At 63.5% G+C, this 23,612-nt stretch carries 27 protein-coding genes; 21 read left to right on the plus strand and 6 right to left on the minus strand.

All coding sequences use genetic code 11. The features are described 5' to 3' along the window. The first annotated feature begins 24 nt into the window (after window positions 1–24). Both AC6CIG_RS12965 and AC6CIG_RS12970 read left to right on the plus strand, forming a co-directional pair. Window positions 25–1,005: a complex I NDUFA9 subunit family protein gene (locus AC6CIG_RS12965; RefSeq protein ID WP_018093937.1), complete on the plus strand. Its 981-nt coding sequence runs from the start codon at window positions 25–27 to the stop codon at window positions 1,003–1,005. 246 nt (window positions 1,006–1,251) lie between these two features. Next, a complete protein-coding gene (locus tag AC6CIG_RS12970; protein WP_018093936.1) occupies window positions 1,252–1,413 on the plus strand; it encodes a hypothetical protein in 162 nt (53 codons plus the stop codon). Between the two features lie 110 nt (window positions 1,414–1,523). On the opposite strand, the gene AC6CIG_RS12975 is transcribed toward AC6CIG_RS12970, so the two are convergent. Further along, window positions 1,524–2,330, minus strand: a complete 807-nt coding sequence (locus tag AC6CIG_RS12975) for an undecaprenyl-diphosphate phosphatase (protein WP_018093935.1) — start codon at window positions 2,328–2,330, stop codon at window positions 1,524–1,526. 156 nt (window positions 2,331–2,486) lie between these two features. Between AC6CIG_RS12975 and AC6CIG_RS12980 the strand changes: the two genes are divergently transcribed. The 10 genes from AC6CIG_RS12980 (at window position 2,487) to AC6CIG_RS13025 (ending at window position 14,047) form a co-directional block, all read left to right on the plus strand. Further along, window positions 2,487–3,179 carry a glutathione S-transferase family protein gene (locus AC6CIG_RS12980; protein WP_018093934.1) on the plus strand — a complete coding sequence of 231 codons (693 nt, stop codon included), beginning with the start codon at window positions 2,487–2,489 and terminating at the stop codon, window positions 3,177–3,179. 10 nt (window positions 3,180–3,189) lie between these two features. After that, a complete protein-coding gene (gene queG, locus AC6CIG_RS12985) occupies window positions 3,190–4,353 on the plus strand; it encodes a tRNA epoxyqueuosine(34) reductase QueG (protein WP_026168505.1) in 1,164 nt (387 codons plus the stop codon). Continuing rightward, window positions 4,350–5,225 (plus strand): SDR family oxidoreductase, encoded by an 876-nt coding sequence (locus AC6CIG_RS12990; RefSeq protein WP_018093932.1) that lies wholly within the window; start codon window positions 4,350–4,352, stop codon window positions 5,223–5,225. Before queG ends, AC6CIG_RS12990 begins: the two co-directional genes overlap by 4 nt. A 461-nt stretch (window positions 5,226–5,686) precedes the next feature. Beyond that, window positions 5,687–6,061 carry a septal ring lytic transglycosylase RlpA family protein gene (locus tag AC6CIG_RS12995; protein ID WP_003529787.1) on the plus strand — a complete coding sequence of 125 codons (375 nt, stop codon included), beginning with the start codon at window positions 5,687–5,689 and terminating at the stop codon, window positions 6,059–6,061. A gap of 136 nt (window positions 6,062–6,197) precedes the next feature. Beyond that, window positions 6,198–7,487, plus strand: a complete 1,290-nt coding sequence (locus AC6CIG_RS13000) for an RsmB/NOP family class I SAM-dependent RNA methyltransferase (RefSeq protein ID WP_018093931.1) — start codon at window positions 6,198–6,200, stop codon at window positions 7,485–7,487. Between the two features lie 154 nt (window positions 7,488–7,641). Continuing rightward, on the plus strand, window positions 7,642–8,922 hold the full coding sequence (locus AC6CIG_RS13005; protein WP_437407982.1) for an imelysin family protein: 1,281 nt from the start codon (window positions 7,642–7,644) through the stop codon (window positions 8,920–8,922). 48 nt (window positions 8,923–8,970) lie between these two features. Further along, on the plus strand, window positions 8,971–10,521 hold the full coding sequence (locus AC6CIG_RS13010; protein WP_437407983.1) for a di-heme oxidoreductase family protein: 1,551 nt from the start codon (window positions 8,971–8,973) through the stop codon (window positions 10,519–10,521). Beyond that, a complete protein-coding gene (locus AC6CIG_RS13015; RefSeq protein WP_437407984.1) occupies window positions 10,521–11,648 on the plus strand; it encodes an imelysin family protein in 1,128 nt (375 codons plus the stop codon). Before AC6CIG_RS13010 ends, AC6CIG_RS13015 begins: the two co-directional genes overlap by 1 nt. Before the next feature lie 218 nt (window positions 11,649–11,866). Then, a complete protein-coding gene (corA, locus tag AC6CIG_RS13020; protein ID WP_026168503.1) occupies window positions 11,867–12,856 on the plus strand; it encodes a magnesium/cobalt transporter CorA in 990 nt (329 codons plus the stop codon). Between the two features lie 51 nt (window positions 12,857–12,907). Next, window positions 12,908–14,047 carry a DUF1513 domain-containing protein gene (locus AC6CIG_RS13025; protein ID WP_437407985.1) on the plus strand — a complete coding sequence of 380 codons (1,140 nt, stop codon included), beginning with the start codon at window positions 12,908–12,910 and terminating at the stop codon, window positions 14,045–14,047. Here the strand turns inward: AC6CIG_RS13025 and AC6CIG_RS13030 are convergent. Beyond that, a complete protein-coding gene (locus tag AC6CIG_RS13030; RefSeq protein WP_033047231.1) occupies window positions 13,993–14,547 on the minus strand; it encodes a GNAT family N-acetyltransferase in 555 nt (184 codons plus the stop codon). The two genes, AC6CIG_RS13025 and AC6CIG_RS13030, sit on opposite strands and share 55 nt — an antisense overlap. 81 nt (window positions 14,548–14,628) lie before the next feature. Between AC6CIG_RS13030 and AC6CIG_RS13035 the strand changes: the two genes are divergently transcribed. The 4 genes from AC6CIG_RS13035 (at window position 14,629) to guaA (ending at window position 17,920) form a co-directional block, all read left to right on the plus strand. Further along, window positions 14,629–15,084 carry a TspO/MBR family protein gene (locus AC6CIG_RS13035; protein WP_018093924.1) on the plus strand — a complete coding sequence of 152 codons (456 nt, stop codon included), beginning with the start codon at window positions 14,629–14,631 and terminating at the stop codon, window positions 15,082–15,084. Between the two features lie 80 nt (window positions 15,085–15,164). Beyond that, window positions 15,165–15,617, plus strand: coding sequence for a PaaI family thioesterase (locus AC6CIG_RS13040; protein WP_018093923.1), 453 nt, complete (start codon window positions 15,165–15,167; stop codon window positions 15,615–15,617). After that, a complete protein-coding gene (locus AC6CIG_RS13045; protein ID WP_018093922.1) occupies window positions 15,614–16,252 on the plus strand; it encodes a 5'-methylthioadenosine/S-adenosylhomocysteine nucleosidase in 639 nt (212 codons plus the stop codon). The genes AC6CIG_RS13040 and AC6CIG_RS13045 overlap by 4 nt, the downstream gene beginning before the upstream one ends. Window positions 16,253–16,357: 105 nt before the next feature. Continuing rightward, on the plus strand, window positions 16,358–17,920 hold the full coding sequence (gene guaA, locus AC6CIG_RS13050; protein ID WP_324762739.1) for a glutamine-hydrolyzing GMP synthase: 1,563 nt from the start codon (window positions 16,358–16,360) through the stop codon (window positions 17,918–17,920). 57 nt (window positions 17,921–17,977) lie between these two features. On the opposite strand, the gene AC6CIG_RS13055 is transcribed toward guaA, so the two are convergent. The 3 genes from AC6CIG_RS13055 to AC6CIG_RS13065 are packed head-to-tail and all read right to left on the minus strand — an operon-like array spanning window position 17,978 to window position 18,881. Then, a complete protein-coding gene (locus AC6CIG_RS13055; protein ID WP_437407986.1) occupies window positions 17,978–18,154 on the minus strand; it encodes a DUF5131 family protein in 177 nt (58 codons plus the stop codon). Beyond that, a complete protein-coding gene (locus AC6CIG_RS13060; RefSeq protein ID WP_437407987.1) occupies window positions 18,154–18,585 on the minus strand; it encodes a type II toxin-antitoxin system VapC family toxin in 432 nt (143 codons plus the stop codon). The genes AC6CIG_RS13055 and AC6CIG_RS13060 overlap by 1 nt, the downstream gene beginning before the upstream one ends. Then, window positions 18,582–18,881 (minus strand): hypothetical protein, encoded by a 300-nt coding sequence (locus AC6CIG_RS13065; RefSeq protein WP_018093919.1) that lies wholly within the window; start codon window positions 18,879–18,881, stop codon window positions 18,582–18,584. The genes AC6CIG_RS13060 and AC6CIG_RS13065 overlap by 4 nt, the downstream gene beginning before the upstream one ends. A 243-nt stretch (window positions 18,882–19,124) precedes the next feature. Here AC6CIG_RS13065 and AC6CIG_RS13070 point away from each other — a divergent pair, with 243 nt between their 5' ends. The 4 genes from AC6CIG_RS13070 (at window position 19,125) to ybaK (ending at window position 22,364) form a co-directional block, all read left to right on the plus strand. After that, window positions 19,125–20,186: a M14 family metallopeptidase gene (locus AC6CIG_RS13070; protein ID WP_437407988.1), complete on the plus strand. Its 1,062-nt coding sequence runs from the start codon at window positions 19,125–19,127 to the stop codon at window positions 20,184–20,186. A gap of 96 nt (window positions 20,187–20,282) precedes the next feature. Beyond that, a complete protein-coding gene (tatA, locus tag AC6CIG_RS13075) occupies window positions 20,283–21,452 on the plus strand; it encodes a tyrosine aminotransferase (RefSeq protein WP_437407989.1) in 1,170 nt (389 codons plus the stop codon). Window positions 21,453–21,536: 84 nt separating this feature from the next. After that, the gene (locus AC6CIG_RS13080) at window positions 21,537–21,887 is read left to right on the plus strand and encodes an ArsC family reductase (protein WP_100669823.1); all 351 of its coding nucleotides are present in this window, start codon (window positions 21,537–21,539) and stop codon (window positions 21,885–21,887) included. A 3-nt stretch (window positions 21,888–21,890) separates the two neighbouring features. Beyond that, window positions 21,891–22,364 (plus strand): Cys-tRNA(Pro) deacylase, encoded by a 474-nt coding sequence (gene ybaK, locus AC6CIG_RS13085; RefSeq protein WP_437411838.1) that lies wholly within the window; start codon window positions 21,891–21,893, stop codon window positions 22,362–22,364. A 25-nt stretch (window positions 22,365–22,389) separates the two neighbouring features. On the opposite strand, the gene AC6CIG_RS13090 is transcribed toward ybaK, so the two are convergent. Further along, on the minus strand, window positions 22,390–22,842 hold the full coding sequence (locus AC6CIG_RS13090) for a MarR family winged helix-turn-helix transcriptional regulator (protein WP_018093913.1): 453 nt from the start codon (window positions 22,840–22,842) through the stop codon (window positions 22,390–22,392). 80 nt (window positions 22,843–22,922) lie between these two features. On the opposite strand from AC6CIG_RS13090, the gene AC6CIG_RS13095 reads away from it, so the two are divergent. Beyond that, window positions 22,923–23,609, plus strand: coding sequence for a glutathione S-transferase family protein (locus tag AC6CIG_RS13095; RefSeq protein ID WP_437407990.1), 687 nt, complete (start codon window positions 22,923–22,925; stop codon window positions 23,607–23,609). The last annotated feature ends 3 nt before the right edge of the window (window positions 23,610–23,612 follow it).

Consider the following 23,612-nt stretch of genomic DNA (forward strand, 5'->3'; position numbering starts at 1 on the left):
ATTGACATCAGGAGTGCGTTTCTCATGACCTTGTCCAACCTTCCGCCGCTGGTGACGATTTTCGGCGGATCCGGATTTGTCGGCCGTCATGTGGTGCGCGCGCTCGCCAAACGCGGCTACCGCATTCGCGTCGCTGTTCGCCGTCCGGATCTCGCCGGCCACCTGCAACCGCTCGGCAATGTCGGGCAAATCTCCTTCGTTCAGGCCAATCTGCGCTACCGCAAGTCGGTCGATCGCGCTGTCGACGGCGCCGACCATGTGATCAACTGCGTCGGCGTGCTCTTCGAAAGTGGCCGCAACACCTTCGAGGCGGTCCAGGATTTCGGCGCACGGGCGGTCGCCGAGGCGGCTCGGGCGACGGGCGCCACGCTCACCCATATCTCGGCGATCGGCGCCGACGCGAGCTCCCAATCGAGCTATGCCCGGACAAAGGGGCGTGCCGAGGCTGCGATCCTCGAAACGCTTCCGGCCGCGGTGATCCTCCGCCCGTCGATCATCTTCGGGCCTGAAGACGGATTTTTCAACAAGTTCGCCGAAATGGCCCGATTCTCGCCGGTCCTGCCGCTCATCGGCGGCGGCAATACCAGGTTTCAGCCGGTTTACGTCACCGACGTTGCCGAGGCCGTGGCCCGCTCCGTCGACGGCAAGCTGACGGGCGGGACGATCTACGAACTCGGCGGGCCGCAGGTGCTCTCCTTCCGCGAATGTCTCGATATCATGCTGAAGACGATCGACCGCAAGCGCTCTTTCGTGTCGCTGCCCTTCGGCATCGCCTCGCTGATGGGCAGCGTCGCCTCGCTCGTGCCCTTCATCACGCCGCCGCTCACCGCCGACCAGGTGGTGTTGCTGAAATCGGACAATGTCGTCTCGGCAAAGGCCGAAGCGGAAGGCCGCACGCTTGCCGGTATCGGCATCGAGCCGACAATGCTCGAGTCGATCCTGCCGACTTATCTCGTACGCTATCGCCCGCATGGGCAATACACCCGCAGCGGCCGCGCCGCCTGAGCGGTCGCATCACACCGAACACATTCAAGCCGCCGGCTCCGCCGGCGGCTTTTTTGCGCCCCCCGCTGTGCCCATGCGGCAACAGCGTTGCAGTTCTGCCGCAGTCGAAAATCCGAATCTCGTTTACCGCAGATTCAGCTCGCACTGATATTGATCATGACATGGTCGCAGAATAAACACCGCTCGCACTGACCGCTCGGCGAGCGGCGCCGGTGCAGACATCTCACTCGAAAGGCATAACGTCCCATGGGCAAGTCGATCGCAATCTTTTTTGCGTCTGCGGCACTGATCATTCTGGCTGGCTCGTTCATGGCACCCGGCACCGGGGCTAGCAGCGACAAGGGCTGCACGCCGGCCTACGGTGTCAACCCGTGCGCGACGGCGTCGATCGGGTTTGCCGGCGAGTAAGCCGGACATTTTCGCCTCGGCTTCGAGCCGGGCATGTTGAGTTTTGGCGGGGGCCAGGAGCCGGGTGCGTTTCGAAAGAGACGCATCCGGCTTTATGTTTCCGGACGTTGTTATCCGAGCAGCCACAGGCCGACCAGCCCGGCGGTCCCCACGAGGATGCGCCAGATCGCAAAGGGCGTGAAGCCGCGACGCGAGACGAAGTCGAGCAGCGAACGCACCACGAAAATTCCGGCGATGAATGCAGCGATGAAACCGGCCGCGATCATGCCGACATCGTTAAAGGAGAGCGCATCGCGGTTCTTGTAGAGATCGAGCGCAAAAGCTCCGACCATGGTCGGCATGGCCAGGAAAAAGGAAAATTCAGCCGCGGAGCGCTTGTCGGTCCCCATCAGCAGGGCCCCGGCAATGGTCGCGCCGGAACGCGACGTTCCCGGGATCATGGCGAGACACTGGAAGAGGCCGATCTTCAGCGCGAGCGAAGGCGGATAGTCGAACACGTCGGTGTAGCGAGGCGTCAAAGGGAGCCGGTCGATCGCATAAAGAATGACGCCGCCGACGATCAGCACGACGCAGATGAGCATCGGCGTCTCGAAAAGCACCGACTTGATGAATCCATGCGCGGCAGCACCGATAAGCGCCGCCGGCAGGAAGGCGAGGAGAACCGAGAAGACGAAACGGCGAGCCTTGACGCTCGTCGGAAGGGCGAGCGCGATCGCCAGCAGCTTCTGGAAGTAAACGAGCAGGATCGCCAATATGGCGCCGAGCTGGATCAGAACGGCAAAGGTGTTTCCCGGCGATTTGAACCCGAGGAAGTGTCCGGCAAGCAGCACATGCGCCGTCGACGAGACCGGGATGAACTCCGTCAGCCCTTCGATGAGGCCGAGGACGAGCGCGCTTATGATCGATTGATCCGCCATGTAAAAGCTATTCCTGATATAATTGGATGTGGGAGGAGAAAGTCGATTCTCTTGTGTTTGCCACCGCAACTACCTATAGCTCGTTGTAACGAGCCGTGGCCAGTTGCATATGCCGCGACGCCGATATCCCCGAAAACAGCTGCAATCTGATCATCGATGCCGACACTGTATCATCACCCCATGTCCCCAGCTTCGCGGTTCGTACGCCTTATTCTCTCAGAATATGGCTATCAGACGGAACTGAGCGAAGAGCAGCCATGGGAGAACCGGCGCGACTTCCTGACGCTGAATCCTGCCGGCACTCTGCCGGTCTATGTCGATGACAGCATGCGCGCGCTCTGCGGCGCCACGATCATCTCCGAATATCTCGACGAGACCAGCGGCATCATGAAGCGCGACCGCCGCCTTCTTGCCGAGGACCCGTTTCAGCGCGCCGAAATCCGCCGCCTCACCGAATGGTTCCTGCAGAAGATGGAAGCCGACGTGACGCGCCCGCTCGTGCGCGAGCGCATCTTCAAGCTGCAGATGACCCCGGACCAGGGCGGCGGTGCGCCGGATTCGAAAATTCTCCGCACCTCGCGCAGCAATATCCGCCAGCATATGAAGTATCTCTCGTGGCTCGCCGGATCGCGCCCCTGGCTTGCCGGCGATCGCATCTCCTATGGGGATCTCGCCGCGGCCGCGGCGATTTCCGTGCTCGACTATCTCGGAGAGATCGACTGGTCCGATGCGCCGAGCGCCAAGGAATGGTACCAGCGGCTGAAGTCGCGCCCGTCCTTCCGGCCTCTGCTCGCCGAGCGGGTGCGCGGCGTGACCCCGGTCTCACATTATGCGGATCTCGACTTTTAAGGACCAGATCATGCCCGGCGACGCTGCAAAAGCGGAGAACCAGGGCAGGAAACGACGGACCCTCACCGCCTTCCTGAAAGAGGAAGCCGCGGCCAAGGGATTCGACATCTGTCGCATCACCCATCCGGACGCCATACCCCACGCGCCCGAGCGGCTGAGGCAGTTCCTGGCTGCCGGCGCTCATGGTACGATGAACTGGCTCGCCGAGACAGCCGAGCGCCGATCCGATCCGCGCGTCCTCTGGAGCGAAGTGCGCTCGATCGTCCTCTTCGGCATGAATTACGCTCCCGAGGACGACCCGCGCGACGTCCTCGCCAGACGCGATCGCGGCGCGATCTCCGTCTATGCCCGCAATCGAGACTATCACGACGTGGTCAAGGGCCGGCTGAAGGAGATCGCCACGCGCTTTGCCGCGCGGGCGGGCGAGGACGTGAAGGTCTTCGTCGACACCGCCCCCGTCATGGAGAAGCCGCTTGCGGAAAAGGCCGGCATCGGCTGGCAGGGCAAACACACCAATCTGGTCAGCCGCGAATTCGGCTCCTGGCTCTTTCTCGGCAGCCTCTTCACGACAGCCGAACTGGAACTGGACGAGCCGGAGCGCGACCATTGCGGCTCTTGCCGGGCCTGCCTCGACGCCTGTCCGACCGATGCCTTTCCGGCGCCCTATCGCATCGACGCGCGACGCTGCATCTCCTATCTCACGATCGAGCACAAGGGATCGATTGCGCCTGAGTTGCGGCCGCTGATCGGTAACCGCATCTATGGCTGCGACGACTGTCTCGCCGCCTGTCCCTGGAACAAGTTCGCGCGCTCGGCATCGGAAATGAAGCTCCAGGCGCGAGATGATCTCAAGGAACCGGAGCTCTCCTTCCTGCTGACGCTCGACGACACAGGTTTCCGGGCCTTCTTTTCCGGATCGCCGGTAAAGCGCATCGGGCGTGATCGTTTCGTCCGAAATGCCTTGATCGCCGCCGGAAATTCCGGTGAGAAGAGCCTGACAGAGGTCTGCAAGGCGCTGGCCGCCGATGCGTCGCCCACGGTCAGGGGGATGGCGGTCTGGGCGCTTTCGCGACTGATTTCATCCGCCGATCTGGCGGTCTTCGCCCGGCAATGCGGGCCTGAAACCGATGACGAGGTTCTTGCGGAATGGCAAATGGCGGGAGTGAACCGATGAATGTCCTGATCCTTGGTGCCGGCTATTCCGGCACGGCGATCGCGAGCGCGCTCTCTCCCCTGGCGACGTCCGTGACCGGCACCACCCGGTCCGCAGAAAAGCTCGCCCGTCTGCAGGCTGCCGGTATCCGCCCGATCCTCTTCGACGGCACGGAAATATCGGACGAGCTCGAGGATGCGATGAGGGAGACCACCCACCTCGTTCAGTCGATTGCGCCGGGCCGCGATGGCGACCCCATGTTTCGCGCCGGAACGCCGCCGCTTTCCGACCTTCTGCCGCGGCTGGAGTGGGTGGGCTATCTCTCCACGGTCGGCGTCTATGGCGATCACGGCGGCGCCTGGGTCACCGAGGATACGCCGCTCAACCCGGTCTCGCAGCGCTCGCTCGAGCGTGTGGAAGCCGAAAACGCCTGGCTCGAGCACGGTGCACAGCACGACATTCCGGTGGCAGTGCTGCGGCTCGCCGGCATCTACGGCCCGGGCCGCAATGCCTTCCGCAACCTCGCTGAGGGGACGGCGCGCCGCGTCATCAAGCCGAACCAGGTCTTCAACCGTATCCGCGTCGAAGATATCGGCGCGGCGAGCGCCTTTCTCGCAAAGCGCGGCGTGAGCGGCATCTTCAACGTGACCGACGACGAGCCGGCGCCGCCACAGGACGTGGTCCAGGAAGCCGCCCGGCTGATGGGCGTCGAACCGCCGCCCGAGATCCCGTTCGAAACCGCAGATATGTCCCCCATGGCCCGTTCTTTCTACGGCGAGAACAAGCGCGTCTCCAATGCGCGACTGCGCCAGGCGGGCTTCGATCCGGAGTTCCCCAACTATCGCGTTTCGCTTGCACAGCTGTGGACATCAGGAACCTGGAACCGGAATTAAGCACCTATTTCGCCAAGGCCGATCAGAATATCGCGCGCGAACACAAGCAAGTCGGATGCAGTTTTGAAAGTATTGATTTCACGCGAATCGCCTTGACACGATTATGCTGTCATTATTCGGTCTATACTTCCCCATTTTCCACAACCCTGGCGCTAGTAGCATGAATTCAACGGTCGCGATTCCCGACTTTTCATGCAAAGCGAAATTTTTAATGATTATATTTCCGAGAGGCGTGGCTGCGCGGCCCGGAGCGCCGCCAGCAGCGCTTAGTGGCTGATTCCAAAGAACTTCCCTCGCCATTCTAAACTAATTCAATCTGTTGGTTATTTTTAAAATTGATCAGCCGTCAAACATTCCTAATGAAAACTTAACGGTTGAAGCACGTTTTTGCCATGTTTCACCTCAATTAGCTCGATCAACAAAGGGAACTGACGAATTTTTCAAACCGAAGGGGGCATCGCTTGACGCCAGCGAAAATCAAGACTGCTGCCGCGGCAGCACTATTCACCGTCGGGATGGGCTTGGTCTCGGCATCGGAAAGTCAGGCAGCAGGCGCTGGCTGCGGGGGAGCATCCTGGTACGCGCTTTCGTCCAAAACCGCCTCCGGCGAAAGAATGAATGCCGCGCACCTGACCGCCGCGCATCGCAAACTGAAATTCGGCACGAAGGTCCAGGTGACCAACAAGCGCAACGGCAAGTCCGTGGTCGTCCGGATCAATGATCGCGGTCCGTTCATTCGCGGCCGGGTGATCGATCTTTCCAAGGCGGCTGCCTCCAAGATCGGCATGATCCGCTCCGGTACCGCCAGCATCTGTTACACCGTCGTCAACTCCTGACGATGCGCAGGTTTCGCTCGATTCATCTCGGGCGAGCCAGACTGCAAGGGCCGGTCGCGCCACTTACATAATGCGGCCGCCGTCTTGCTCTTCGATGACATCGCCGCTACCACGGCGAAAAAGGAGTTCATCGAAGATGCGATTGGGCGGAAGGCTCTCCGGAGCCATCGAGGTTCTTGACGATATCGAAAAGCGCAGGCGACCCGTCGCCGATGCCCTCAAGGATTGGGGCCTGTCCCACCGCTTCGCCGGCTCCGGCGATCGCGCCGCCATCGGCAACATCGTCTATGATGCCCTGCGGATGAAACTCTCCCACGCCTACCTCATGGATAGCGACACCCCGGTAGCCCTCGGCCATGCGGTCATGTATCGGCAATGGGGCTATCGCGCCGACACGCTTGCAGCGGAACTTGCCGACGACCGGTTCGCGCCCGAAGCGCCTTCGGAAGCGATGATGAAGGCCTTCGCTCAGCGACGGCTCGAAGATGCGCCCCTGCATGTGCAGGGCGATATTCCGGAATGGACGCAGGCCTCGTTCGAAGAGAATTTCTCCGACGACTGGCTCGCCGAGGCGAAGGCTCTTGCCGGCCGGCCGACTCTCGATCTGCGCGTCAACACGCTGAAGGCGACGCGCGAAAAGGTGCTGAAGGCGCTGGAGCGCAGCGGCGCCGAGCCCGCGGCGATTGCCCGGCATGGCGTGCGCATTCCCGCCGGCGAGGGCGCTTCGCGCCTGCCGAACGTAACGGCGGAAATCTCGTTCCAGAAGGGTTGGTTCGAGGTGCAGGACGAGGGCTCGCAGATTGTCGCGGACCTCGCCTTGCCCGGCGAGGGCGAGCAGGTGCTCGATTATTGCGCCGGCGGCGGCGGCAAGACGCTGGCCATGTCGGCGGCGATGAACAATAAGGGCCAGGTCCACGCTTACGACGCCGACCGCAAACGGCTGGCGCCCATTATCGAGCGTCTGAAGCGTGCCGGCACCCGCAACGTGCAGGTGCACGAGTCGACCGAGTCGCTCGCATCGCTCATAGGTCGGGTCGATCGCGTGCTTGTCGATGCGCCATGCACCGGGACCGGAACCTGGCGGCGGCGCCCCGACACGAAATGGCGCCTGACGCAGAAGAACCTCGAGGAGCGATTGGCCCAGCAGGAGGAGGCGCTTGCCGGTGCCGCCCAGTTCGTGCGCCCCGGCGGACATCTGATATACGTCACCTGTTCCGTCCTTCCGGAGGAGAACGAGGCGCAGGTATACGGCTTCTGCGAGGACAATCCGGAATTCGAGGTCCTCTCGGCCGCCGACAACTGGGCGGCGCTCTTCGGCACCGACAAGGCGCAGCCCTGGTCCGCCGATATGAAGACCGTGACGCTGACGCCGGCATCGACCGGAACCGACGGATTCTTCTTCTGTCTCATGGGCAGGAAGAGTTAGGCCGGCGCGGATTTTCCGCCATCCAGGCGGGGCTGCACCTTCAAGCCGTTCTAAACTATACACTTTGACACCAGTTTGCTTTTGGTCCATGACTCTTGCGCTTTTCACGGGGTTGGAGCTGTACGCTCTATCGACGAGCAACAAGGAGAGGGTCATGACCAAGAATTTCATCCGCGCCGCGGCGCTGGCGCTCATGACGGCGACATCTGCGCTGGCGTTGCAGCCGGCGAATGCGGCGACGGACGCAGCCGCGGTCGTCAAGCATTACGCGGCCGTTGCGCACGCCAAATACGAAGATGCCCTGGCCACGGCAGAAGCGCTGGAAAAGGCCGTGGATGCGCTGATTGCAAGCCCGAGCGAGGAGACCTTGAAGGCCGCGCGGGAGGCCTGGCTGAAGGCGCGCAACCCCTATCAGGAAACGGAAGTCTATCGCTTCGGCAACACGATCGTCGACGAATGGGAAGGCAAGGTGAATGCCTGGCCGCTGGACGAGGGCCTGATCGACTATGTCGACGCAAGTTACGGCAGCGAGAGCGACGAGAACGCCCTTTTCACCGCCAATGTCATCGCCAACAAGGCGGTCAAGATCGACGGGCAGGACGTCGATGCCACCGAGATCACGCCGGAGCTCCTTTCCGGCACGCTGCAGGAGGCAGGCGGCATCGAGGCAAATGTCGCGACCGGCTATCACGCGATCGAATTCCTGTTGTGGGGGCAGGATCTGAACGGAACGGGCCCGGGTGCCGGCAACCGGCCCTACACGGATTTCGACGCCAAGGCCTGCACCAACGGCAATTGCGATCGCCGCGCCGCCTATCTGAAGGCAGCGACGAGCCTGCTCGTCTCCGACCTCAAGGAGATGGTCGCAAACTGGACGCCGGACGGCGCTGCGACCAAGGCGGTCGAGGCGGACCCGAAGGCCGGCCTCGTGGCGATCCTTACCGGCATGGGCTCGCTCTCCTACGGCGAACTTGCGGGCGAGCGCATGAAGCTCGGCCTGCTCCTCCACGATCCGGAAGAGGAGCACGACTGCTTCTCCGACAACACCCACAACTCGCACCTGCACGACGCGATCGGCATCCAGTCCGCCTATAGCGGCGAATATACCCGCGTCGACGGCAGCAAGCTCACCGGCCCCTCGCTTTCCGAGCTCGTCGCGGCCAAGGATGCGGCCCTCGACAAGGAAATGAAGGATGGTCTCGCCACCACGGTCGAGAAGATGCAGGCGATGGCCAAGCGCGCAGAAGCGGGCGAGGCCTATGACCAGATGATCGGCGAGGGCAATGCGGAGGGCAATGCGACGGTTCAGGCGGCGATCGACGGGCTGATCGCCCAGGCGAAGACCGTCGAGCGCGTCATCGCCGCACTCGATCTCGGCACGGTGGAACTTGAAGGTTCCGACAGCCTGGACAATCCTGGCGCCGTCTTCCAATAAGCTGAAAAGGCGGGCCGCGACGGACAGGTGGCGGCCCGGCCTCCCTCGATGAATGTCTTCGCCCGCTTTCTCGCGCTAACCGTTGCCGCTCTCATTTGCATCGCCCCCGCGGCGTCGCGCGATGGCGGTATCGCGGAAAAGGCGGATGTCGGGTGCGCGCCTGTTCGCGACGACCTTTCCGCCGATGACCTCGAGCGCGTTCTGTCGGTCACGCGCCCAACCACCGATTTTTCCAGGCCTGAGCCCTTCGAAGCAATGCCGGCCGGTGCTGCGACGACGATTGCACGGGCGGATCGGATGATCTTCTCCCAGGCATCGGACAACCTCTCCTTCGAGGACGAACAGGATTTTCACCTCGGCAAGGCGCTCTTCGAAAAGCTCTGGGTCTCCTCACCCTCTTCCACGCAGGCCTCGGACGGGCTGGGGCCGCTCTACAATGCGAGGGCCTGCGAGAGCTGTCATGTCCGCGACGGACGCGGCCGTCCGCCCGAGGGGGCCGCCGACGCGACGTCGATGCTCCTTCGGCTCGCCCGTGCCCCGCGCGACGATGCCGAGCGCGCGCAGATCGCCTCCCATGCACGGCTCAACTTTCCCGACCCGGTCTATGGTGCTCAGCTTCAGGACAGCGCCGTGCCGGGGCTTGCTGCCGAGGGCCGTCTCGACATCACCTATACGGAAGAACTGGTGGCGCTTGCCGGCGGCGATACGGTCCCGCTCCGCAAGCCGCATTATGCGATCGCCGATCCCGGTTACGGACCGCTCGATGCGGCGACGACGCTGTCGCCGCGCGTCGCCTCGCCGATGATCGGCATCGGTCTCATCGAGGCCATCCACGAGGCCGACATTCTGGCGCGTGCCGATCCGGAGGATCGCGACGGCGACGGCATCAGCGGACGTCCGGCCCTCGTGCGCGAGCGCCGGACCGGCCGCGTCACTCTCGGCCGCTTCGGCTGGAAAGCGCAGAACCCTTCCGTGCGCCAGCAGGTCGCCGATGCCTTTGCCGTCGATATCGGCATCTCCACCTCCGATCTCGACCGCAGTCATGGCGATTGCACGGCTGCCCAGACGGGCTGCCTCGATCTTCCGGACGGCGTGCAGCCGCGGCTCGGAGCGGTCGAGGCCCCCGACCCGGTGCTCGACCTCGTGACGTTCTATTCCTCCAATCTTGCCGTGCCTGCTCGCCGCAAGGCGAGCTTTCCGGAAACCCTGAGGGGCAAACGGCTCTTCCATGAAGCCGGCTGCGCCGCCTGCCATGCACCGAAATTCGTGACCCGACGGGACGCCACGCACAAGGCGCAGGCGTTTCAGCTCATCTGGCCCTATTCCGACTTCCTCCTGCACGACATGGGCGAAGGCCTCGCCGACGGCCAGCAGGTCGGCGAGGCCAGTGGCCGCGAATGGCGCACGCCCCCGCTTTGGGGCATAGGCTTGACCGAGACCGTGAGTGGGCACAGCTTCCTTCTCCATGACGGACGCGCCCGAAACCTGGCCGAAGCCATTCTCTGGCACGGCGGCGAAGCGGCGAAGGCACGCAATGCCTTCGCCGCCATGCCGAAGGACGACCGCAAAGCCCTGATCACATTCCTGGAGTCCCTCTGATGCGCCTTCCGTTCGCGAGCCTTCCTCTCGCCCTTAGCCTGATATTCCTCGCTGCCCCCGCGGCGGCGCAGGAAGGCGGTGCGCTTTCCCCGCGTGTCGTCGAAGAGGCGGCCGTGCCGAGGGTGATGGCGCAGGCCGTGGACGGCTTCATCATCCCCGGCTATCGAGACCTCGCAGAGGCGACGAACGCCCTCTCCGAAGCGAGCGCCGGGCTCTGCAAGTCACCTTCCGAGACGACCCTCGAAGCGGCGCGGTCGGCCTTTTCGAGCGTCGTCGAGAGATGGTCCGCGATCGAGATCATCCGCCTCGGTCCGGCCCTCGAACAGAACCGTTTCGAACGCTTCCTCTTCTATCCCGACCGGAAAAGCACGGGCTTGAAGCAGGTCCAGGCAATTCTCGCCAAGAAAGACGAGAGCGCCACAAGCCCGGAGACCCTCAAGGGGAAGAGCGTCGCCGTCCAGGGCCTCGGGGCACTCGAATTCGTGCTCTACGGTACCGGCGCGGAGGTTCTCTCCGGCAAGGAAGGGGACTTTCGCTGCCGATATGGGCTTGCTGTCTCGCAGAATTTGAGGAGCATCGCGGGTGAGCTCCTTGCCGCATGGGAAAAGCCGGACGGGATCCAGGCGGCCTGGAAGGAGCCAGGCCCGGGCAATCCGCTCTTCCGGGACAACAGGGAAGCCGCGACCGAGCTTCTGGGCGTGCTCGTCCACAGCGTCGAGATGATAAAGGACCAGCGGCTGCGGCCCTTCTACGCCGGAACGGTCCACGGGACGCCCGACAGGGGCCGTCCGAAACTTGCCATCTACTGGCGCTCGGCCAACACGATGCCGGCGATCTCGGCGAATCTCGGTGGTCTCCAGAGACTCTTCGATACGGCCGGCATGGAGAGCCTTCTGCCAGCCGACAGCCGCTCGATCGCCGGTTCCATCGATTTCCTCTTCAAGGCTCTGATCGCCGCTACGGACGGTATCGAAGGGCCGATCGAGGACGCGCTTGCCGACGAGAAGCAGCGCGCCAAGCTGGATTTCATCGCGCTCAACACGGCCGATCTGCTCGACCGGCTCAATCGCGAATTCGGCGGTTCGATCGGCCTCGGCGCCGGATTCTCCTCCGCCGACGGCGACTGACACGGGAACGTGAAAACGCTGCGGAACCCGATGGTTGACAAGCAGGGCATTTCGGAGCAAAGCGCATCCATGGCCGCCTGCGCGGACATGTCTCACCAACAAGGATCAACTCAAGATGAACCCCGACAGTCGAAGTCGAGCCTTCATGCTCACGGCCGTCCGGACCTGATTTGATCAGGGCTCCGCCGGTCGGATGACTCGGCCCCATGGAGCCTGAAATGCTGCGCATCTACAAAAGCCAGAACAGCCGACTTGTGCACGTCGACCTCCTCGACGGCCTGGCATGCCAGGAACCGGTGATCTGGTTCGATCTCTTCAATCCGTCGAGCGAAGAAACGCGCCTCGTCGAGGAGCGCCTCGGCATTGCCATTCCGACCCGTGACGAGATGCAGGAAATCGAGCTTTCCGACCGGCTTTACCAGGAGGACGGCGCCGAGTTCATGACGATGACGGCGACCGCCAAACTCGACAGCGATTACCCGGCCAAGGTGCCCGTCACCTTCATCCTCAAAGGCGCGACCCTCGTGACGGTCCGCCATGCGGAGCCGAAGCCGTTCCAGGTCTATGCCAACCGCATCATGAAGCCGAACGGCGCGGCGTGCGAGACGGGAGAGCTCGTGATGCTCGGCCTGCTCGAGGCGATGATCGACCGTACGGCGGATGCTCTGGAGCGCGCAGGCAACGACGTCGATCAGATCTCACGGGAGGTCTTCCGCAAGTCGAACGCCAGCGCCACCAAGAAGACGCGCGACCTGCAGTCGCTGATCGAGCAGATCGGCCAGAAGGGCGACCTGCTGACCGTCATCCGCGAAAGCCTCGTCAGCATTGGCAGGCTCGTCGCCTATCACGTCGCCATTGAGGGGTCCACGCACCGCAAGGGGGCCAAGGAGAGCCGGCAGCGGATAAAGCTCGTTCAGCGCGACGCGGCATCCCTCGGAGACCACGCGCTGTTCCTGTCGAACAAGATCAATTTCCTGCTCGACGCGACGCTGGGGCTCATCAACCTCGAACAGAACCAGATCATCAAGATCTTCTCGGTCGCCGCCGTCGTGTTTCTGCCGCCGACCCTGGTCGCCTCGATTTACGGGATGAACTTCGAGGTGATGCCGGAACTCACCTGGCGTTTCGGCTATCCCTATGCGCTGATGCTGATGGTCGCCTCGGCCCTGTTGCCGTATGTCTATTTCAAACGGCGAGGTTGGCTGTGATAGCGGAGTGACCTCGCTCGTTGCAGGAATTCGACCGTTGCAGGAAATTGCATGAAGACCAATACCCTCATCGACCGCCGCAGCTTCGTCAAAATGGCGGGTGCCGCGTGGGTGGCCGCCCTTGCCCCCCGGGGCGCCTTTGCACTCGAAAGGGCCGATGCCGTCTTCGCCTCGGCCTTCATGGCGCAGGACGGCAGCTACGGTGTCGCGACGCTCACGGAAACGGGCGAGATCGTGGAGCGCAGGCTGCTGCCGGCGCGCGCGCACGGCATGACCTTCTCCCCGGTAAGCCGGCGCGCGGTCGCCTTTGCCCGGCGGCCGGGCACCTATGCCATGATCTTTGCGCCGGACGGCACCGCCGAGCCGGTCGTCATCACCTCCGCCGAGGGCCGCCACTTCTTCGGCCATGGCTGCTTCTCGGCCGACGGCCGGCTGCTCTATGCGACCGAAAACGACTTCTCCGCCAATCGCGGCATGGTCGGCATCTATGACGGCCGCCGGGATTTTACCCGGATCGGCGAGTTTCCGACTTACGGCATCGGCCCGCACGACATGACGCTTGCCGCCGATGGACGCACGCTCGCAATAGCCAATGGCGGCATCGAGACCCATCCGGATTTCGGCCGCACCAAGCTCAATCTCGACGGCATGGAGCCGAGCCTCGCACTCGTGGACGCCGCAACGGGGGCGCTCATCGAGAAGCATGTGCTGCCGCCTGATCTCAATCGCCTTTCGACCCGCCATGTCGACATCGGCGCCGACGGACGTGTCTGGTTCGCCTGCCAGTACGAAGGTGCGCGCAACGAGCTTCCGCCGCTGGTCGGGCACTTCGCCAAGGGCGAAGACCTGACCTTCGTAGACCTGCCGGAACGAACGACCGCGGCGCTCGCCAATTACGTCGGCGCTATCGCGGTCAACCGCCAGGAAGGGCTCGTCGGCCTCACCTCTCCCAAGGGCAACGTCGCGGTGACCCTCAACGCCAAAACCGGTGCCGTCCTCAAGGAGGAACCGGTTGCGGACGCAGCGGGCATTGCCGCCGCGAAGCACGGTTTCGCCGTCTCCTCCTACCGCGGCCTATTCAAGGAGCGAAGGAGCCCCGTTGCCTGGGATCAGCACATAGTCCGGCTGACCGCGGATCAGATAGACGCGTCTCCGAAGTCGGAGAGCGCCGTGAGATCGTCCCAGCGATAGGCCACCTGATCCAGGCTTTCTCTGCCGACGCTGACCCGGCCCTCGCCGACGGCGCGGGCACCGAGCCGCTCATAGAATACCCGGTTGGGGTTACCCTTCAGCACCCAGGCAAAAAGCGACGATCCTCCTGTGTCGCGGCAATGGCCGGCGACGCTGCGCACCAGCGCGGAGCCGAGGCCTGCGCCATGGAACTCCGGCAGAAGATAGAGCTCGTAGAGCTCCCGGTCGAATGCTGGCGGCATTCCCCTTGCCTTGCCGCAATTTGCAAAGCCGATCACCCGGTCGTCGGTCATGTCGGCCGCGACCATGATGAAGCTGCCCGGAAGACGCATGCGCCGCGCATGCCGTATCGCCTGGTCCTCGACGGTCATGGCATCGAGATAGGCGTCGGATATGATGCCGCGAAACGTCGCGCGCCAGGTCCTGACCAGGACCGACGCGATCGTCATGAGGTCGTCGGGCACGGCCGGGCGGATTTCGATGCGCCGGAAGCTTTTCATAGACCACATATAGGTGGCGCCGCTTCGCCGCCAAACGGTGCAGCGACTGGAAATCGCCGCCCCCGGCTCCATTTAGCACGCATGAACAGAACCCTCGCGCATGTCCTTTTCGTCGTTGCCGTTCTCGGCCTCGGCCTCGCCATCGGCTACATCAACATCCCCGACGCATGGTATCGGTCGCTGGCAAAGCCGAGCTTCACGCCGCCGAACTGGGTCTTCGCTCCGGCCTGGTCGATCCTTTACGTGATGATCGGAATTGCCGGTGCCCGCAGCTTTCTCGATCATCGCGGCCACTCCGTCCTGTGGCCACTGTGGCTCACCCAGATGATCCTGAACTTTCTCTGGTCGCCGCTGTTTTTCGGGCTGCACCAGATCGCTGCCGCGCTGGTCGTCATCTTCGCCCTGTTCGCGTCCATCGTGGCATTCATCCTCGCAAGCCTGCGCAAGGACCGGATTTCGGCTCTGCTGTTTGTGCCCTACCTTGCATGGGTGGCCTTCGCGACCCTGCTCAACGGTTCGATTTTCCTCATGAATTGAGCTTGCCGGGCCGCAGCCGGCGTGCCAGTCTCCGGGAAAATCCGGGCGGCGTTGTCCGGGGAATCAAGGCAAACCGACACATGGACGAAAGCGATCCTCACGACTTCAGGAAGCGCATCCGGGAAAGCTTCAGACGGCAGGCCGCGATGCGCACGATCGGAGCCGAACTCACGCGCGTCGAACCGGGGACCGTCGAGATCGAGCTTTCCTTCGATCCCAAGCTGACTCAGCAGCACGGCCTTCTGCATGCCGGCGTAATTTCCGCCGCGCTCGATGCGGCGGGTACCTATGCCGGCTATTCGGTGATCGACCCCGACGCATCGCTGCTGACGATCGAGTTCAAGGTCAATCTGCTTTCGCCCGGACGGGGCGAGCGCTTCCTCTTTCGCGGCGAGGTGACGAAGCCCGGCACGACGATCATCGTCTCGGACGGGCGGGCCTATGCGGTCAGGTCCGACGGACCGGCCAAGCTCATCGCCTCGATGACAGGCACGATGATGGTGGTGCGCGGACGCGAGGGGATCGAAGGATGAGCTTCGAACTCAAGCCGGTAGCGGGGCGCACTATTCTCTATGTCATGGCTGTGGACGCCGAGTACGGTCCCTCCCTCCGTGCCAGGATCGCACCGCTGATGACGGGCGTCGGTCCGGTCGAGGCGGCCGTCAGCCTGACCAGGGCGCTTGCGGAGCTCCACGCCGGAGGCAGCCTGCCGGACCTCGTCGTCTCGCTCGGCTCGGCCGGGTCCGCGACGCTCGAACAGACCGAAATCTACCAGGCGGTCTCGGTCGCCTACCGCGACATGGACGCCTCGCCCCTCGGCTTCGAGAAGGGCGCGACGCCCTTCCTGGATCTGCCAGCCGTCGTTAAACTGCCGCTCAGCATTCCCGGCGTGAAGAAGGCGCGGCTCTCGACCGGCGCCAACATCGTCTCCGGCAGGACCTATGACGAGATCGACGCCGACATGGTCGAGATGGAGACCTTTGCGATCCTGCGCGCCTGCCAGTCGTATGGCGTGCCGCTCATCGGGCTGCGCGGCATTTCGGACGGGAAGGCGGAGCTGAAGCATGTCGGCGACTGGACGGAATACCTGAACGTGATAGACGAGAAGCTCGCAGCCACCATCGACCGGCTCGAGGCGGCGCTGGAGGGGGGCGAAATCCGGCTCTGAGCCTTCCGCCCGGGCGCCTGATTGTCCGGGTGCAATGTTATCGTTGCGCCAAAGGCGGGCTTTCATTAAAGGCTCGCCATGATCAAGCTTGCTTGAAGGCCCGCTATGACCCAGACAGCCCATCCCGACACCGTCCTGATCGTCGACTTCGGCAGCCAGGTGACGCAGCTCATCGCCCGGCGCGTACGCGAATCCGGCGTCTATTGCGAGATCGTGCCGTTCCAGTCTGCCGAGGAAGGCTTCAACCGGCTGAAGCCGAAGGCGGTGATCCTGTCCGGCAGCCCGGCTTCGACCCTCGACATCGGCTCGCCCCGCGCGCCTTCCGTCATCTTCGACAGCGGCCTGCCGGTCTTCGGCATCTGCTACGGTCAGCAGACCATGTGCGCCCAGCTCGGGGGGAAGGTCGAGAGCGGCCATCACCGCGAATTCGGACGGGCGTTCCTGGAAGTCGAGAAGGACTGCGCACTCTTCGACGGGCTCTGGTCGCTCGGCTCGCGCCACCAGGTGTGGATGTCGCATGGCGACCGGGTCACCGCATTGCCCGACGGCTTCGAGGTCGTCGCCACCTCTTCCAACGCACCCTTTGCCTTCATCGCCGACGAAAAGCGCAAATACTATGCCGTCCAGTTCCATCCGGAAGTCGTGCATACGCCCGACGGCGCAAAGCTCATCGCCAACTTCGTCCACAAGGTCGCCGGCATTACGGGTGACTGGACCATGTCGGCCTACCGCGCCAAGGCGGTCGAGGCGATCCGCAAGCAGGTCGGCGACAAGAAGGTCATCTGCGCGCTTTCCGGCGGCGTCGACTCGTCGGTGGCGGCCCTCCTTATCCACGAAGCGGTGGGCGACCAGCTCACCTGCATCCTCGTCGATCATGGTCTGATGCGAAAGGACGAGGCGGCGAACGTCGTCGCCATGTTCCAGGAGCATTACAACCTTCATCTGCTCCACATCGACGCCTCCGATCGCTTCATCGGCGAACTCGAAGGCGTCAGTGACCCGGAAACGAAGCGCAAGATCATCGGACGTCTCTTCATCGAGGTTTTCGAGGAAGAGGCCAAGAAGCTCGGCGGCGCCGACTTCCTCGCCCAGGGCACGCTTTATCCTGACGTCATCGAAAGCGTCTCCTTCACCGGCGGCCCCTCGGTGACGATCAAGTCGCATCACAATGTCGGCGGCCTGCCGGAGCGCATGAACATGCAGCTCGTCGAGCCGCTGCGCGAGCTCTTCAAGGACGAAGTCCGCGTGCTCGGCCGCGAACTCGGCCTGCCCGAAAGCTTCATCGGCCGCCATCCCTTCCCCGGCCCAGGCCTCGCGATCCGCTGCCCCGGCGGCATCACGCGCGAGAAGCTGGAAATCCTGCGCGAAGCGGACGCGATCTATCTCGACGAGATCCGCAAGGCGGGCCTCTATGACGCCATCTGGCAGGCCTTCGCCGTGCTGCTTCCCGTGCAGACGGTCGGCGTCATGGGCGACGGGCGCACCTACGAATTCGTCTGCGCGCTGCGTGCGGTCACCTCCGTCGACGGCATGACCGCCGACTTCTACCACTACGACATGGAATTTCTCGGCCGCGCCGCCACCCGCATCATCAACGAGGTCCGCGGCATCAACCGCGTCGTCTACGACGTCACCTCCAAGCCGCCGGGCACGATCGAGTGGGAGTGAGGAAAACGGCGGCGATCGGCGGCTACAGCGTAGAATATCGTAGAAAAGGCGGGAAAATCAGAGGTTCGGCTGATCATGGAGTTTCGGTCGTTTGGCCATTTCGATTGCATAGCAGAGCGTGCAGCCGGCGGTGACGATCGAACTTCCTGCCACAGGGTTCCAAGTGGAATCCGTCCACTCTATTTGAGTTTCAGCCATCAGATCCCCCACGCATTCGTCCGACCGGCGCTGCATTAGATCGCTCCGCGCATAGGATTGAGAATCTCAACTCCGGCAAAATCCCTTTCATTATCTGTTACTACCACGCAGTCGTTTGCGCCGGCGACAGCAGCGATGATCATGTCGAGCCCGCTGCGCGGCTTACCGGCCGCTTTCCCAGTCGCCATTAGCTGCGCCCAGATCAGACCTGCTTTGGCGTCGAACGACAGGATGCGGCCAGCAAACAGAGCCTGAGGCCCTTCAGGCCCAGAGAACCACTTATCGAGGACCTCGCGCTTCTTGCCTTGTGGCTTCTCCAAAATTCCGCGGCGAATTTCTGCCACCGTCAGTGACGCAATGAAGAGATTCTCATCGCGTTGCGCCGACATCCACGCCAGTAGCGAGTCAGATGGCTGCGGTCTAACAACATTGCTGATGATGTTGGTGTCCAGCAGATAGCGCGTCACAGATCGACCTTACGTCCCTCTTCACGGGGGCGGGAAAGATCGAGTTCCCCACCCACCAGTGGCGAACGCCGCAGGGCCGCGAGGATGCCGCCACGCTTCGGGGGATCGCCTGCGATCGATTTGCTAACCGTTGCGCGAAGCTCTGAAGCTTCAGGCGTATCCTCGGCCAGGCGTCTGGCTAGCGATCGGATGAGGTCGCGATCAGTGTTCCGGCCGAGCACTTCGAAGCGTGCAAGGCCGCGCTCACCAAGGCGAGAGCGATAATTTTGGATGGCGCGCTTCTGTGAACTTCCCATGATCGGCTCCGGACTATTTCCAGTAATATAGCCAGAACAGCGGCGTATAGCAAGGTCGCGCGGTTGTCTGACGGGAGCCCGCGGCCAATCGCATCGCCAACCAAATCATATGGATCGACGGATAGCGTACCCCCTGTTCGGCAAATCCGTCGGCATCGCCCCCACCGCCATTCATCCGGCTCTTGCAGACAAGCCGGCCAAAGCCGATAAGCGCTGACAAAATCAAGCGACGGAGAGGCACCTGTGGACATTTCCGAAATCATCTTCGCCGGCGATACGCCGGGCATCGAGTGGCGGCTGCCGGTGTTCCGGTTCAAGGGGGCAAACGGCGCAGCGCCGCGTACCTATATCCAGGCGGCGCTCCATGCCAACGAGCTGCCGGGAACGGCACTTCTTCATTTCCTGCTCGAACGGCTCCGCCAGGCGGAAAATGACGGCGCCGTTCTCGGGGATATCACCATCGTTCCGCAGGCAAATCCGATCGGCGCGGCGCAGTCGCATTTCGGCGAACTGCAGGGCCGCTTCGATCTGGGCTCCCGCGCCAATTTCAACCGGGATTTCCCGCTGATCTCCCTTGGCGAGCGTGACGGTCTGCTTGAAGGGCCGGACCGTTACTCGGCCGTCGATCGGCTGAAGCGGCACCTTCTTCATATGGCGCTCGGCGCGGATCTGGTGCTCGACCTCCATTGCGACGACGAGGGGCTGCAATATGCCTATATCGACGAGGCATTCTGGCCGGAGGCCGCCGACCTTGCAGCGGCCCTCGACATGGAGGCGGTGTTCCTTTCCGACGGGCAAAGCTCGGCCTTCGAGGAGGCGGTCGCCCATGCATGGAAGCACGAGAGCGAAGGCGAGCGCAGGACCGCCCTGCCCGGCCGCCTGTCGGTGACCGTGGAACTGCGCGGCACGCGCGATGTCTATCCGGAAATTGCGCGAAAGGACGCCGAAAGCATGTTTCGCTTTCTTGCCGGCCGCGGAGTCGTTGCGAGCACCGGCGTCGGCCTTCCGGCTTTTGCCGGCAAAGCCGTGCCGCTCGACAATATCGAGATGATCCGCGCACCGGAGGCCGGTGCGGTCCTCTTCCACCGCAATATCGGCGACAGCGTCGAGGCCGGAGAACTGCTGGCGACCATCCTGGTCCGCCCCGGCGTGCCGGGCGGCACCGTCGAGGTTCGGGCGCCGCAGGATGGGCTCATCGTCACGCGCGTCTCCACCCGTCTCGCCCGCCGCCGGTCCGACCTGATGAAGATCGCCTGCGCCGGGCCTTCGCGTGCGGCGCGCAAGCCGGGGACGCTGGAGGCCTGAACCCGCCGTTTCGACCAGTCGCGGTGCGGAACCGCTTGCCTTTCCGCCTGTGGGAAACGACTATGATTCGATCCACTGCTCCACAAGGAATACCGGATGTTCGACGCCCTCGCCCGCCAAGCCGACGATCCCTTGCTGGCCCTGATCGGCCTGTTCAGAAAGGATGAGCGCCCTGGAAAGGTCGATCTCGGCGTTGGTGTCTATCGCGACGAGACCGGACGCACGCCGATCTTCCGGGCCGTCAAGGCGGCGGAAAAGCGGCTTCTCGAGACACAGGACAGCAAGGCCTATATCGGCCCCGAAGGCGACCTCGTCTTCCTCGATCGGCTATGGGAACTCGTCGGCGGCGACATGATCGAGCGGAGCCACGTTGCGGGCGTCCAGACGCCCGGCGGCTCCGGCGCCCTCCGCCTGGCGGCTGACCTCATTGCGCGCATGGGCGGCCGAGGCATCTGGCTCGGGCTGCCGAGCTGGCCGAACCACGCGCCGATCTTCAAGGCGGCCGGGCTCGATATCGCCACCTACGACTTCTTCGACATTCCGTCGCAGTCGGTAATCTTCGATAACCTCGTGAGCGCGCTGGAAGGTGCCGCACTCGGCGACGCCGTGCTGCTGCATGCAAGCTGCCACAACCCGACCGGTGGCGTCCTGAGCGAAGCGCAATGGATGGAAATCGCCGCCCTGGTCGCCGAGCGCGGCCTGCTGCCGCTCGTCGACCTCGCCTATCAGGGCTTCGGCCGCGGGCTCGACCAGGATGTCGCGGGCCTCAGGCATCTTCTCGGCGTCGTCCCGGAAGCGCTCGTCGCGGTTTCCTGCTCGAAGTCCTTCGGGCTTTATCGCGAGCGCACGGGCGCGATCTTCGCGCGGACCAGCTCTTCTGCGTCGGCGGACAGGGTGCGCTCAAACCTCGCGGGCCTCGCCCGCACCAGCTATTCCATGCCGCCGGATCACGGCGCAGCGGTGGTGCGGACGATCCTTGACGACCCGGACCTCAGGCGCGGCTGGGCGGAGGAGCTCGAGTCGATGCGGCTCAGGATGACCGGCCTGCGGCGATCGCTTTCCGAGGGACTCCGCACCCGCTGGCAGAGCCTCGGCGCGGTCGCCGATCAGGAGGGCATGTTTTCCATGCTGCCGCTTTCCGAAGCGGAAGTGATGCGGCTGAGGACCGAGCACGGCATCTATATGCCGGCATCCGGCCGCATCAACATCGCCGGGCTCAAGACGGCGGAAGCCGCCGAGGTTGCCGGCAAGTTCACCAGTCTCTGATCTCTTGTCTTATGCTCCGGGCCTTTTCCGACGCGCGGCGCCCGGCTATGTCCTCCCGCATCTGGAAGTACGGAGAGATTCGGCATGACGGTTACGATCTACGGCATCAAGAACTGCGATACGATGAAGAAGGCGCGGAACTGGCTCGACAGCCGCGGCACTTCCTACGATTTCCACGACTACAAGGCGGAAGGCATCGATCGTGCACGACTCGAGCGCTGGTGCGCCGAACTCGGTTGGGAGACGCTGCTCAACCGCTCGGGCACCACTTTCCGCAAGCTGGATGAGGCCGACAAACGGGACCTGACGGCCGACAAGGCGATTGCGCTGATGCTCGAGCAGCCGTCGATGATCAAGCGCCCGGTGCTCGAGGCCCAGGGCAGGCTGCTCGTCGGCTTCAAGCCGGAACTCTACGAAGCCGCGTTCGGGGCTTAGACCATGTCGAAGACGACCCGGGCGACGCAGGCTCTCGCAAAGGCCGGCGTCATCTTCACCGTTCACAGCTATGACTACGATCCCGGTGCCGAACGCGTCGGACTGCAGGCGGCGGAGGCGCTCGAAGAAGACCCTTCCCGCGTGCTGAAGACGCTGATGGCCGAGGTGGACGGCAAGCCGGTCTGCTGCATCGTGCCCTCGGACCGGGAGGTGAGCATGAAGAAGCTCGCCGCAGCCTTCGGCGGCAAGTCGGCAAGCATGATGAAGCCGGCGGACGCCGAGCGGCTCACCGGCTATCACGTCGGCGGCATCAGCCCCTTCGGGCAAAGGAAGACCGTTCCGGCCGCAATCGAGGAAGCGGCGCTTGCCGAAGAACTGGTGTTCATCAATGGCGGGCAAAGAGGTCTGCAGGTACGGCTTGCACCGAAGGACGCGCAGGCCGTGTTGCGGGCAGTCGCCGCGCCTTTGATCGCCTGATCTCTGCGCAGAAGAAGGGCGCGCGTCAGCCGAGTCTCGAAAGCAGCGTCGCGAGCTCGCGTGCCTCTCCTTCGCTCAGTTTCGCGCCGACATGGCGCGCGATCGAAGGCGCATAGGTTTGCCACATGCGCTTCCGGGTGTCCCGCCCCTTCTCGGTCACCACGACCCAGCAGCCGCGCGCGTCCTCGTCGAAGGCCTTCCGCTGCACGAGCCCTTCCCTCTCCAGCCGGTCGATCAGGCGCGAAAGATTGTACTGGGCAAGCAGCGTGCGCGCCTCGATCTCGAAGGGCCGCAGTCTCCCGCCATCCGCCTTCACCAGTTCCCACAGCACGTCGTACCACGCCAGCGGCGGCAGGGCCGCCTCCTTGAAATCCTTTTCGATGGCGGATAGCAGGCGCTGCTGTGCCCGCATCAGACCGATCCATGCAAGGGTAGCGGCCTCGGTCGGCTCGCTGCGTTCCGTCTTCTTCATGCTCATAGATGCAGTTACATCTATCTTGACCCATTTGGCAAGACAAGTTATATGCAGATGCATCTAAATCGAACCGGGAGCGACCGATGACCGCGCAACTCACCCTGATCAGCCACCATCTCTGCCCCTATGTGCAACGCGCCGCGATCGCGCTTGCGGAAAAGGGCGTGCCCTTCCAACGCGTCAATATCGATCTCGCCGACAAGCCGGACTGGTTCCTGAGGATTTCACCGCTCGGCAAGGTGCCGCTGCTGCGCATTCCGCAAAGCGGGAGCGAAGCGATCCTCTTCGAGAGCAGCGTCATCTGCGAGTATCTGGAGGAGACGCAGACCGGACCGAAGCTTCATCCCGCCGATCCGTTGCTGCGCGCGCGCCATCGCGGCTGGATGGAGTTCGGCTCTTCCATCCTTGCCGATCTCTGGGTCTACGAAACGACCCAGGACCCCGCGGCACTGGAGGCCAAGCGCAAGGTCCTCCAGGCGAAATTCGCGACCATGGAGGCGGAGCTTGCCGAGGGTCCGTATTTTGCAGGCGGCCGCTTCAGCCTCGTAGATGCGGTCTTTGCGCCGATCTTCCGCTATTTCGACGTGTTCGATCAGATCTCCGACCGCGGCATCTTCAAGGACCTGCCGCGCGTCATCACCTGGCGCGAGGCGCTGGCCCGGAGGCCGAGCGTGAAAGCCGCAGTGGGCGAGGACTATCCGCAACGGCTGATGGCGTTCCTCGAGCAGCACCAAGCGGCGTTGCTCGACACCGGAAGAGTGGCGGCCTGAAGA

It is taken from the genome of Sinorhizobium sp. GQ132, assembly GCF_059758575.1.